General features: G+C 54.2%; 10 protein-coding genes. 2 read left to right on the top strand and 8 right to left on the bottom strand.

Annotated elements, in window-relative coordinates; all coding sequences use genetic code 11:
- Positions 1–73 precede the first annotated feature (73 nt).
- The 4 genes from AC4G46_RS30415 to AC4G46_RS30430 all read right to left on the bottom strand — a co-directional run bounded on the left by AC4G46_RS30415 (position 74) and on the right by AC4G46_RS30430 (position 4,107).
- Complete coding sequence (locus tag AC4G46_RS30415; RefSeq protein ID WP_090716305.1) at positions 74–469, bottom strand: Fur family transcriptional regulator; 396 nt, start codon at positions 467–469, stop codon at positions 74–76.
- A 76-nt stretch (positions 470–545) separates the two neighbouring features.
- Positions 546–1,640, bottom strand: a complete 1,095-nt coding sequence (locus AC4G46_RS30420) for a Ger(x)C family spore germination protein (protein ID WP_491125903.1) — start codon at positions 1,638–1,640, stop codon at positions 546–548.
- The gene (locus AC4G46_RS30425; RefSeq protein WP_491125904.1) at positions 1,637–2,740 is read right to left on the bottom strand and encodes a GerAB/ArcD/ProY family transporter; all 1,104 of its coding nucleotides are present in this window, start codon (positions 2,738–2,740) and stop codon (positions 1,637–1,639) included. Before AC4G46_RS30425 ends, AC4G46_RS30420 begins: the two co-directional genes overlap by 4 nt.
- A complete protein-coding gene (locus tag AC4G46_RS30430) occupies positions 2,740–4,107 on the bottom strand; it encodes a spore germination protein (protein ID WP_491125905.1) in 1,368 nt (455 codons plus the stop codon). Before AC4G46_RS30430 ends, AC4G46_RS30425 begins: the two co-directional genes overlap by 1 nt.
- Positions 4,108–4,255: 148 nt before the next feature.
- Between AC4G46_RS30430 and AC4G46_RS30435 the strand changes: the two genes are divergently transcribed.
- Together AC4G46_RS30435 and AC4G46_RS30440 are read left to right on the top strand one after the other, a co-directional pair.
- A complete protein-coding gene (locus tag AC4G46_RS30435; protein ID WP_491125906.1) occupies positions 4,256–5,824 on the top strand; it encodes an FAD-dependent oxidoreductase in 1,569 nt (522 codons plus the stop codon).
- A 51-nt stretch (positions 5,825–5,875) separates the two neighbouring features.
- A complete protein-coding gene (locus AC4G46_RS30440) occupies positions 5,876–6,187 on the top strand; it encodes an antibiotic biosynthesis monooxygenase (RefSeq protein WP_491125907.1) in 312 nt (103 codons plus the stop codon).
- A gap of 114 nt (positions 6,188–6,301) precedes the next feature.
- On the opposite strand, the gene AC4G46_RS30445 is transcribed toward AC4G46_RS30440, so the two are convergent.
- From AC4G46_RS30445 to AC4G46_RS30460, 4 genes are all read right to left on the bottom strand, one after another.
- Complete coding sequence (locus AC4G46_RS30445; RefSeq protein ID WP_491125908.1) at positions 6,302–8,542, bottom strand: MMPL family transporter; 2,241 nt, start codon at positions 8,540–8,542, stop codon at positions 6,302–6,304.
- Positions 8,543–8,742: 200 nt separating this feature from the next.
- Entirely contained in the window at positions 8,743–10,641 is a 1,899-nt protein-coding gene (locus tag AC4G46_RS30450) for an ABC transporter ATP-binding protein (protein WP_491125909.1), read from the bottom strand.
- Positions 10,638–12,398 carry an ABC transporter ATP-binding protein gene (locus AC4G46_RS30455; RefSeq protein WP_491125910.1) on the bottom strand — a complete coding sequence of 587 codons (1,761 nt, stop codon included), beginning with the start codon at positions 12,396–12,398 and terminating at the stop codon, positions 10,638–10,640. Before AC4G46_RS30455 ends, AC4G46_RS30450 begins: the two co-directional genes overlap by 4 nt.
- Entirely contained in the window at positions 12,391–12,843 is a 453-nt protein-coding gene (locus tag AC4G46_RS30460; protein WP_491125911.1) for a MarR family winged helix-turn-helix transcriptional regulator, read from the bottom strand. The genes AC4G46_RS30455 and AC4G46_RS30460 overlap by 8 nt, the downstream gene beginning before the upstream one ends.
- Positions 12,844–12,862: the final 19 nt, after the last annotated feature.

Here is a 12,862-nt window from a genome sequence, read left to right on the forward strand (position 1 = left end):
GAAAGCGGTCTTTTGTTATATCTGAATTATTCAACTGGAAATCGGTGCTCTGCCGGACAAAGCCTGTTCAGGGCTAGTTCAACGTTTTGTTCCTGCATGCCGGACATACTCCGCCAAAGACAACATGGGCATGGGAAAGGGTATATCCTGTCTCCTCCGCTACACTGTTCATCCATTCCTGCGGCACATGGGTCATCACTTCATCCACCGCACCGCAGACCTCGCACAGGATATGCTGATGGTCGTCCATCCGCGCATCATATCTGCTCGCAGCCTCCCCCAGCTTCAGCTCACGGATCATCTGTTTATCGGCAAGATAGCGCAGGGAGTTGTAGACAGTCCCGTAGGCAAGGTTATGTCCCTGCTCTACCAGCCGGTTCATCACCTCTGCAGCAGTCGGGTGGTCATGCGAATTACGGACGATATCATAAACGGCTTGCCGCTGTGAGGTTAAATTCAGGCTTCTCATCATTATCATCCTTTAACTTATTTTTAGATCAAGTATAAATCCTGCAGCCTCAAGCGTCAATCGGATCACCCGCATTTTACTTGATCAGCCCGGAGTATTTTACTCTGACAGCAGCAGTAACCTCGAATTTCAGATCAGGATACAGGGCCTCCCAGTCTTGTGCTTCCGTTTCGTTGTTCCAGTGCCTTGTCCCGTAGCGCAGTCCCCACCCGAAGGGATCAAGCCGCTTGTCCTTGATTTTTTCAAGCAGCGCCTCAACCGACTGTTTCAGCTCTTCCCCGCCGGCTTCCGATATTTTCTCCAGCAGAGGATGGGTGATCAGCTCCTGGGTGCTGTTCTCCTCCACAATGCCCTTAATCTTGATCTTGTAACGGATAACCGGCGCTCCTGTGGATGCTGTTGTGATTTTGTAGTTGGAGGTGCTGCTCTCCGTATAATACTGGAACTCGCTGTCCTCCACCTTGGCCGGAAAATTGGTCTTCAGGTCAGGCCGGCTCAGGAGGTTGAACAGCCGTGTCTCCTCGGGATTCAGCACAAGCTGAATCTTTTGTTCGTCGAGAAGGGCAACCTTGTCTATCTGGAACCGGGTCTCACCTTCTGCTTCAATAATCGGCAGGATCGGATCTTTGCCCTGCTCATACATATCCCTCATCAGCTGATAGGAATAGACACTGGCAATAAAGGGCGACTCCGTTCCCTCTCCGCTCATGGCCATAATCAGTGAGTTGGAGGGAATCCGCTCGGACGGGGGCTTGACCTTAAGCACATCCAGTCCCGCCGGACGCCCGATGGCAAAGTTAAGAATCAGCTGGATATCCCTGCGCCGGACTGCCCAGTCCAGAATATGCCTGATATCCCCCACAGCCAGTTCTTCACCAATAACAATTGATTTGCAGTGCACATAGTCCAGTTCCTTCTCCACCTTTGATTTCATCAGGCGGAGCGCCTCGGAGATGCTGTCTGATTCCTCTGTAACAATCAGCATCTTCTCATCAATCTTGGTTACCTCCCCCTGGGGAACCGCCAGCTTCAGGCTAACCTTAAAGGCCTTTTCCTCCCCGGGGTCAATACCGATGGCAACCACAAAGATCCGCCGGTCAATATCTTTGTATTCGCACCCTGTTGTAAGACACAAAAGCACAATGCCTGCGTACAGCAGCAGCTTTCTCACGCATTCCGCCTCCTGTAAGCAACCGCATAGCAATAAAACAGCAGCATAATCATGAACAGCTCACCTGCCCAGCGTGCATACAAAAACACAACACCGAACTGATTAAGCTGATATTGGTCAAACCCCAAGAAGGCAAAGGTTATTCCGCTGAACAGAGCGAGAACAGATAAATCCCCCCATAGTTTAGTTCTCGCCTTCGCCTGTTTGCTCGAACGGAACAGACCGGTAAGCAGCTCCTTGCCCACATGCCAGTGGACCGTTACGCTGACGAGGGATAGTGTGAGATAGGCAAAATAAAAAACAAACAGCATCCGTTCTATTATAAAAGTGTTGATCCGGATACTGTCGGCTGTAGAAAACCAGGTGTACACATGCCTCTCTACGCCGATCGTCCCGAAATAGCCTATAGGCACATAAAAAGTCAGCAGCAGCACAGCCAGCCCGTTAACCGCAAAAATCCAGCTGTGCTTCATCTTAATCTTGGGCAGCACCCGGTTAAAAACAACCATGTTGAAATAACCGCTGAAGGAGAAGGTGGCCGCAGCGATGCTTTTCAGATCCGGCGCATGGGCAGAATAGGTCATGATCTGCAGCACCGAATCCCAGCTGAAATCGGGATTGACCAGCGCTTTGACAATGGCGTACAAAATCAGCGGCAGGATGATCGCCAGCATCATTTCCATTCCGTACAGAACGGACAGGGAATCCATACGTGCACAGAAGCATACCAGCACCAGAAAGCTGAGGATTACGAGATGCGGGCCTGTATCCGGACTGACAAAGCGCAAGGTAATGTCCACAAAAGACAGGATCGTTATCAGCCCGGCAACACACCAGAGGGAGGAAAACATAATCATCAGCGGAATAATCAGCCATTTAGGCAGGGCGGTTTCGAGAATATCCTGAATGCTTTTGCCCGGAAACTTTACGATCAGGAGGGTAAAGACTGACAGAAAGACGGTCCCGAGAACAGTTGCAACAAGGATCGACGTCTGCGCCCCCTTGAAGCGGGCGTCCAGCAGCTCCCGCGGGACAAAGTTCAATATGTTAAGGAGGCTGTTCATCAAAAACATCCAATACAAGTAACGGCTCTGATTCATCAGCTCCCGCCGCCTTTCTTGCTGCCGGAAGCCCCCAGGCTGTCCAGAACGAACATTTTGAAATAAGGCTGTCCGAAGCTGCGCTGGCTGCACAGATACATGGTGAACCCGACCAGGCAGACAACGACGCCCACCAGCCCGACTGCGGCGGCTGCCATAACAAACAGATATTTAAGCACACGGATAGAAAAGCTCATCATATTCAAAGGGATCATGAAATTGGATATAGCGACCACCGACACCAGGATGATCATAATATTGCCGACCAGTCCGGCCGCCGTTGCCGCCTGACCCAGAATAAGGCCGCCTACCGTCGTAGCCGTAGGTCCGATGGCCCGCGGCAGCCGCAGGCTCGCCTCCGTCAGAAACTCCATCATGATCAGCATGATCAGCACCTCCACAAAGGAAGGATAGGGTACGGTTGCCCGGCTTCCGGCAATCAGCAGTGCAATCTGCACCCTTATAATCTCCGGATTATAGGAAGTGAAGGCCACATAAAGTGCAGGCAGCCATAGCGTCATCGCCACCCCCATAATGCGCAGCAGCTTCAGGAAACGGCCGACGAAGGGAAGCTGAATTTTATCATCCATCGCCACAAAGAAATCATTAAAGATTACCGGCAGCACTATTGCGAAGCCTGTAGTATCCAGCATAATGACGATTTTTCCCTCTGCCAGATTAAAGACCACCCGGTCGGGCCGCTCCGTAACAATCGTTTTTGGAAAAATACGTACTTTATCGCTGTTGATGTATTTTTCCAGCTCACCCGCAGCCTGCAGAATATCTATACGCAGTGTCTTGAGTCTCTCTTGCAGCTCGTCAAGCACCTGATGATTCACCCTGCTGTCATCGTACAGGATGGCTACTTTCGTTCTGGAGATATTTCCGAGCAGCAGCGACTCCATCTTAAGCTCCGCTGACTGGTAGCGCCTGCGGATAAGGTTAAGATTTACCGCCAGATTCTCTGTGAGTGCATCTGACGGCCCTTGTGTGATACTCTCCGTCACCGTCTGGCTGACACTGCTGGTCTCCGCCTTCAGCGCATCAAAGAAAATCAGCCGTCCTTCAACCTCCACACAGGCATAACCGGCCAGCATCAGGTCTATCGCCTGCTTGCCGTCCTCTACGGCCTTGCTGCCCGGGTAGTGCGCCAGATATTCGGCAAAGGCCGCCGGATCATTCATTTCGTAAAAGGCTGCAATAATGCTGCGGTTAATGATCAGCGGGTCGGTGATGCTTTTGATAAACAGCAGCCTGCCCGTTCCCGACGCTGCGGTTAATGCCCTGTTCTCCAGATCAGCGAAGTTGGCCAGCTGCTCCTTGATTCCCTGCAGTGTTATCTCTTCCGGTTTTTGCTGTGCCGGCATTCTTACTCCCCCTCAGCCGGATTTCTCCGGAAGTTAAACCTTATTTTGACACAGGATCAATTCTTTCATGCACAAATGAGGATTCAGGTTTCTTTTGGCGGGAGTGTGGTAATAAATGAAATGAATCTTGCATATGGAGGGATTACTGATGAGTACACCAGACGGCCAAGCCGGTAATTCGGGTTCACAAGGTCTTCCTCAATTTCCGGAATCCCTGTGGAGAGGCACAACAGAGCTGCCTGCTTTTCCGAGGCTTGCGGAAGATCATGTTACAGACGTAGCCATTGTAGGGGCAGGGATTACCGGGATTACCGCAGCTTATCTGCTTACCAGGGAAGGCTACAAGGTCACTCTGCTGGAAGCCGGTGAGGTGCTCGGCGGAACGACCGGATTTACCAGCGCCAAAATCACGGCCCAGCACGGGATGATCTATGCTGAGCTTGTGAAGAATTTCGGGGAGGAGCAGGCCTGGGCTTACTACCAGTCGAACAGCGAAGCGATGAAGTGGATGATCCACACAGCCGGGGAGCTCAGGCTCGCCTGCGATATGCATCCTGAAGATGCCTATCTCTATGCGGACAAAGATGACGACAAGACGCTGAAGCAGCTTGAGCAGGAGTTCGAAGCCTATCAGAAGCTTGGGATACCGGGAGAATGGCTGGATCATATTCCGTTGCCCCTGATGGTAGCGGGAGCCATCCGGCTGCCGGGACAGGCCCGCTTTCACCCGCTGCACTACCTGAAGGGAATGCTGCAGTTCGTGCTGGATAAGGGGGGCGTGGTCTACGAGCACACCATGATCGGCGAAAAGGTGGACAAGGGCGACCGTATTACCCTGTATACTGAAGGCAGTGAACATCAGATCCGCTGCAGACATGCAGTTTCGGCCTCCCACTTTCCGTTCCATGACGGCGGAGGGCTGTATTTCTCACGGCTACATTCTGAGCGCTCCTATTGTCTTGCCGTCCAGCCGGAAACAGATTTTGCAGGCGGAATGTATCTGAGTGCGGGAGAGCCTACCCGCTCGCTGCGTGCCGTGGAATGGAACGGGCACAACCTTGTTATCGTCGGCGGGGAAAATCACAAAACCGGACAAGGCATCTGCACGTTCGGGCATTACGAGAATCTCGAGGTGTTCGCCGGCGGTCTGCTGGGAAGCAGACAGATTCCGTACCGCTGGTCGACCCAGGATCTGATCACGCTGGACAAGGTTCCTTATATCGGAAAACCTGATGAGGACGAAGAAATCTATATCGCTACCGGCTACGGCAAATGGGGCATGACGAACGGTACACTGGCGGCTCAGATCATCACAGACCAGATTATGGGCCGTGCGAACCGCTACAGCGGGCTGTATGATCCGTCCCGCTTCAAGGCCCGCCCGTCCATCAAGAACTTCATTGTGCAGAATGCCAATGTCGCCAAGGAGCTGGTGGCCGGCAAGGTGGAGATTGTCCGCAAGAAGACCAGTGAGCTGGGTGCTGACAAAGGGGCCGTTGTTTTCCATGACGGCAAACGGGTCGGCGCCTACCGTGATCCTGAGGGCAAGCTGCATCTGGTGGACCGCACCTGCACCCATATGGGCTGCGAATGCGAGTGGAACAACGCCGAACGCTCCTGGGACTGCCCGTGCCACGGCTCCCGGTTCTCCTTTGAAGGCGATGTGCTGGAGGGGCCGGCTACATTGCCGCTGACCAAGCTTGAAGCGGATGCGTAACATCGCACCCCGCTGATCCTGCATTAAATCATGACTGGAGGAGGAACGGCTATGCTGGTTGTTACGAATACTATTAAGGTTAAGGAAGGTCATGGCGCTGCTCTGGCAGAGCGTTTTGGCGTTTCGAACGGTGTGCAGGAAATGCCCGGCTTTGTCCGGATGGAGGTGTGGCACAGCCCGGCCAATGACGGCGCCGAGGAGCTGAAAATCAGCACCGTGTGGGAGAACGAGGAGGCCTTCAGCGGCTGGACCGCAAGCCAGGCCTTCCGTGAGTCACACCGCGGTGCTGGCCGTAATGAAGCGATCCTTGGCGCTTCACTCGATAAATACGAGCTGCTGCTCAGCCGCAGACCGGGGGAATAGCCGCCCGGGCTGCCTGCCGGGCGGCCGCTCAAGCGCAACAGGGATGCCCCGCCGGGCCTTATGGCCAGCGGGGCATCCCTGTTTGTGTATCCGGCGGTCCGTTAGCCCGCCGGTTTATTCAACGCTGCCGGATGGCTGCGGCTGCCGCGGCTCTTCATGCTTGCCGGGCCAGAATGCCCAGCGGCCGCACAGCATAGTGATCGCCGGCACCAGAAACGGCCGGACGATGAAGGTATCAAGCAGCACACCGATGGCGGTGATGATGCCGAACTGTACCAGCACCTGAATCGGCAGGCTGGCCAGGACGGCAAAGGTGCCCGCCAGAATCAGCCCGGCCGAGGTGATGACCGAGCCGGTCTCATTAACTCCCTCGGCAATTGCCTGCTTCAGAGGCATCACCTTACGCTTTTTCCAGATGTTAGAGATCATGAAAATGTTGTAGTCCTCGCCAAGCGCAACCAGGAAGACGAACGAGTACAGCGGAATAGCTCCCTGAATCGCATCGGCACCCAGCACATAATGGATAATAATCCAGCCAAGGCCGAGTGCAGAGAAGAAGGAAAGAATAACGGTACCGACCAGATAGACGGTTGCCGTTACCGACCGCAGATAGATCAGCAGCAGCAGGGTAATCATGCCGATTACGACCGGAATAATAAGGTCGGTATCACGCTCACCCAGCTCTTTTGTATCATATTGGGTGGCCGTCTGCCCGCTCACCCATACACTGTCATGCGCCTGCGCTTCGTCAAAGCCGGATTCCACCAGAGCCTGCTCCGCTGTGTTCAGCAGCGCCGGGATATGGCTCATCGCCTCCAGGGAATACGGATTATCCTTGAACTCCAGGTCAAAGCCGATAATCTGCGAATTCACTGCCCCCTGCTGCGCATCGGAAACAGTATCTACATAAGACAATCCGCCGAGGATGACCTTGAAATCCTCTCCGCTCACCTGACCCTTTGTATCAATGATCAGCTTGGCCGGAGCCAGCTCGCCGGGGGAGAACTGTGTGCCGATCAGATCGAAGCCCTGCCGGGATTCCATATCCTCAGGGAAGGAGGAGAGCAGATCATACGTAAATTTAATGCCGGTGGAGAACGAGGCCAAAATACCCAGGCCGATGATCGTTACGGCTACAATCGTCCAAGGACGGGAAACCACCAGGCCGCCAATCCCCTTACGTCCGGTTCTATGCGGCTTCGCCTTCGGAGCCGGCTTGCCCTTGGCTCTTGCCCGTTCCTCCTCCATTTGCGGGGTACGCGGCACAAACGGGAAGAACGACATCCGCCCGAAGATGGCGAGCAGCGCCGGCACTAGCGTCAGGCTGGCGATTCCCATAATCAGAATGGACACGCTGAACGGAATAGCGAACCGGTGATACGCCCCGTATTTGGCCAGCAGCAGGGCAAACAGCGCCAGCACAACGGTAAAGCCGCTCATGGCAATCGCTCCGGAGGAGTGGCTGATCGAGCTCAGCAGAGCACGCCCTTTATTCTCCTCGACCTTAAGCATCTGGCGGAACCTTGAGATCAGGAACAGGCAATAATCCGTTCCTGCCCCGAACAGGAGCACCGTCATAATCGAGATCGCCTGTGAGTCAACGGTAATCCAGCCCTCCCGGGCCATTAACCCGAGCAGCGGGCTTGTAACTCCGTAAGCAAAACCTACAGCCACCAGCGGAATCAGCGCCAGAATCGGTGAGCGGTAAATCAGCAGCAGGAATACAAGCACAAGAATTACGGTTGCAATCAGCAGGGATACATCGGCATCCTCAAACAAGCCTGTAGCATCAATCGAAATGCCGACCGGCCCCGATACGCGCAGGCTCAGCTCACTGCTGTCCACGGCGGCGGCTGCCGGATCACTGCCTGTCTCTTCACGTACGAGCGTCTTTAACTCCGTGATGCCTTCCCCCAGCTTATCGCTGTCCGCCGACTTGTCGAACAGCACCGGTGTAACCAGCGTACTGCGGTCCTCCGACAATGAAGCCTGAAGCGCCTGTGGAGGCAGCTGGCCCAGCGGAGGCACAAAATTCTGATGCGGCAGCGGCTGCTGCTCCAGCTTGCCGTACAAGGCAATAATATGTACTAGATCCTCTTCCGACAATCCGCCGTCACGGTGCCACACCAGCAATGCAGGCACGCCGCTGCCGCCCGGAAACTCCTGATCCGCGACAGCCGCTGCCCGGACCGACTGCGAGGTCTCCGGAAGGTTCTGCGCATTATTGACTACCTGTGAATTTACGGAAGGCCATAACAACGTAAGCACTCCCACCAGCACGATCCAGATCAGCAATGTGATCCATTTTGTAGTACGGCCAGCCACCCATTTCCCGTAGCCCGACATCCTGTTCATCCTCTCTTTGCCCTGGCTCTTCTCAAAAATGAGCCGCGGGTCATTTTATTATCCTTATCATATATACCCCGAAAATTTTAAGCAAATCCTTTTTTTGAAAATAGGGCTTCGATTTTCAGTTTTTCCACTCTCACCCAAATAAAAACACCGCTCCCCACAAATGCAGGAGCGGTGCCGGTGTTGAGTTATAAAGGTACAATTTAGCCTACATCCGGCAGATCGTCGCCGGAGAACTGGCTGTTGTACAGATCGGCATAGAAGCCTCCCTGCTCCAGCAGCTCGACATGGGTGCCTTTTTCAATCACGCTGCCCTGGTTCATTACGAGAATGAGATCGGCATCGCGGATCGTCGACAGGCGGTGGGCAATGACAAAGCTGGTTCTTCCGGTCATCAGCGTCTTCATCGCCTTCTGGATCTGCACTTCAGTCCGTGTATCGACACTGCTGGTCGCTTCATCCAGAATCAGAATCGACGGATCGGCCAGAATCGCCCGGGCAATCGTCAGCAGCTGCTTCTGCCCCTGGGAGATATTCGAAGCTTCCTCGTTCAGGATCGTATTGTAGCCCAGCGGAAGCGTACGGATAAAGTGGTCGGCATGGGCAGCCTTCGCAGCCCGCACCACATCTGCTTCCGTGGCGCCTTCACGGCCGTAAGCAATGTTGTCGCGGATGGTTCCGTTGAACAGCCAGGTATCCTGCAGCACCATACCGAACTTGCTGCGCAGCTCACTGCGCTTCATCTCGGTTATGTTCACACCGTCGATCACAATCTCCCCGCCGCTGATTTCATAGAAACGCATCAGCAGGTTGATCAGCGTCGTTTTGCCGGCGCCGGTCGGTCCGACAATCGCAATGGTCTGTCCCGGCTTGACGTCGATATTCATGTCTTCAATCAGAATCGCATCGGGCTTGTAGCCGAACTTCACATGGCGGAATTCAACAGCGCCTTCTTCGGCACCGGCGGCAGGCTTAGACCGGGACACTGCTGTTTCCGGCACTTCCTCCTCTTCGTCGAGCAGTTCAAAAACACGCTCAGCCGAAGCGATCGTCGACTGGATAATGTTCGCAATATTGGCCGTCTGGGTAATGGGCATTGTGAACTGGCGCGAATACTGGATGAAAGCCTGGATATCACCGACTTCAATCACCTTGCGGGTTACAAAGATCCCGCCGACTACACAGACGAGTACATATCCGAGGTTACCGATGAACATCATCAGCGGCATAATCATCCCGGACATGAACTGGGACCGCCAGCCGGAGTTATACAGATCGTCATTGATTTTGTTGAAATCGCTTAGCGACTGCCGCTCCCGGCCGAACGCCTTAACGATCCGGTGTCCGGTGTACATCTCCTCAACATGGCCGTTCAGCTGGCCCAGTGATTTCTGCTGGCCGATAAAGTGTCCCTGGGAACGCTTCGTGATGGCCATAATGACCACAAAGCTCAGCGGCAGGGTGATTATGGTAATCAGGGTCAGCCACGGGCTGATCGTCAGCATCATGATGATAACCCCGATAATGGTTACGATGGACGTGATCAGCTGCGTCAGGCTCTGCTGCAGCGTTGTACTGATATTGTCCACATCATTGGTTGCCCGGCTGAGAATTTCGCCGTGGGTACGGGAATCAAAATATTTCAGCGGCAGCCGTTCCAGCTTGCTGTTCACCTGCTCCCGCATATCAAAGACAACCTTCTGGGCGACTCCGGCCATTACGTACTGCTGCACGTAACTGAACAGGGAGCTGAACAGGTACAAACCGCCCAGAATAAGCAGAATTTTATTCACATAAGCAAAATCAATGTGCGCTCCCTCTACACCCGTCAGCATCCCATAGGCGCCTTCGAACAGCTTGGTGGTCGCCTTCCCCATCACTTTGGGGCTGAAGATGCTGAATACAGTACTGGCTATAGCTGTGATTAAGACGATAAGCAGCTGCACCTGTCGCGGTCGCAGGTAGGTGATCAGCCGGCGGAGTGTACCCTTGAAATCCTTGGCCTTCTCCGGAGGCATCCCCATGCCGGGTCCGCCGTGGCCGGGACCAAAGCCGCCGCCGCGCCGCGCCGGAGGCTTCATTTGCTGATTTCTTTCACTCATGCTATTTCCTCCTCTGACAACTGCGAGGATACAATCTCGCGGTACACTTCGCTATTCTCCATCAGCTCGCGGTGATTGCCGATGCCGGCTACCCGGCCTTCATCCAGCACAATAATCCGGTCCGCATCCATAACGGTACTGACCCGCTGGGCGACGATCAGTACGGTCGATTCCGTGGTCTCCTCCTTCAAGGCAGCGCGCAGTTTAGCATCTGTCTTGAAGTCAAGCGCGGAGAAGCTGTCATCGAACAGGTACACCTCCGGCTTGCGGACCAGGGCCCGGGCAATCGACAGGCGCTGCTTCTGGCCGCCGGAGACATTGCTGCCGCCCTGGGCAATCGGCGAGTCGAAGCCTTCCTTCATCGCCGATACGAAATCATAGGCCTGGGCCACTTTGGCTGCGTGGATGATTTCTTCATCGGTTGCATCGTCTTTTCCGTAACGGATATTCTCATTAATCGTTCCGGTGAACAGTACCGCCTTCTGCGGAATATAACCGATCTTGCTGCGCAGATCCTCCTGTGTCATCTCGCGGACATCCACGCCGTCTACGCGCACGGCGCCTTCTATTACGTCATAGAAGCGGGGAATCATGCTTAGCAGCGTCGATTTACCTGATCCGGTACCGCCGATAATGGCGGTGATTTCACCCGGACGTGCACTGAAGCTGATGCCGGACAGTGCAGGCTGCTCGGCTCCCGGATAAGAGAAGGAGACGTTGTCGAACTCGACATAGCCGCGCAGGCCGTCGCGCCCGTCCTGCTTCTTCGCGTCGGCTGTAGCCTGAAGGGCTCCTGAAGCAGGATCAACAATCTCCGGCTGCATATCGAGCACCTCATTGATCCGCAGCGCGGAAGCTGAAGCCCGGGGAATCAGCACGAACATCATCGAAACCATAATCAGGGAGAACATAATCTGCATCGCATATTGGATAAACGCCATCAGCGAGCCGACCTCCAGGTCGCCGTCGCCGATCCGGATACCGCCATAATAGAGAATGCCGATCATGGAGAAGTTCATAACCAGCATCATAATAGGCATCAGGCCGGCCATAATTTTGTTAACCTTAATCGCTGTATCCGTGAGGTCTTTATTAGCTGCAGTAAAGCGTTTATTCTCATGCTCAATCCGGTTGAATGAACGGATAACCCGGATTCCGGTCAGATGCTCACGCAGTACCCGGTTCAGGGTGTCCAGCTTCACCTGGATTGCTTTGAACAGGGGAAGCCCCTTCATTCCGATCAGAAAGATCGCTCCAACCAGCACCGGAATGACAATAACAAAGATCAGGGACAGCTTGGCGTCCTCGGACACCGCCATAATAATCCCCCCGATCATCATCATCGGAGCACCGACCATCATGCGCAGCATCATAGTCAATACTGTCTGTACCTGCGTAATATCATTAGTAGTACGGGTAATCAGCGAGGCAGTGCCCAGCTTATCAAACTCATGCAGTGTAAAATTCTCGACATGCTCGAACATCCGCGAGCGGGTGTTCCGGCCGAAGCCGGCAGCTACCTTGGCCGACAGATAACTTGCAATTACCGAACACAGTGCGCCGCCGCCGGCCACCAGCAGCATGTATGCGCCGATTCTCCAGATATAAGCGCGGTCCCCCTGCACAATCCCTTTATCCACAATGTCGGACATCAGGGTTGGAAGGTACAGGTCACCCATGGATTGCAGAAAGACCAGAATCAGCACTGCTGCTACGCCCCACCGAAAGGGCCCCAGTCCCTTTAACAATTTAATCAATCTTCTCATCTCCGTTCGTTTGTAACAGGTCCAGATCAGGACGCGGATTCTCTTCAATGAATGTCTGCACCTTCATCAGCAGGTCGGCCAGATGGTTGCTCTCTTCTTCACCCAAATATTCCACTAGCTTACCCAGTGAGGCGTCCATATAATTCCGCGCTTTTCTCGTAACAACCCTGCCCTGCTCCGTCAGCCGGATCCGCACCACTCTGCGGTCGGAAGGGTCAGGCTGACGCTCCACCATGTCTTTGGCCTCAAGACTGTTAATCAGCTGGGTAACCGTGGGAGGCGTGATCCCCAGCAGCCGGCTGATTTCGGAAACCTTGAGCCCTTCCTCAGGTGTACGTGATTTCCTCGCGAGGCATATCAGTAAAGTCATCTCACTTGGCTTATGACCGTCAACAGTCTGATGCACATGGGCTTTGCGCAGCTGCCGCAGTGCCATAAAGAGCCGTTGAGCGACT

Source organism: Paenibacillus sp. fava2, assembly GCF_058313675.1.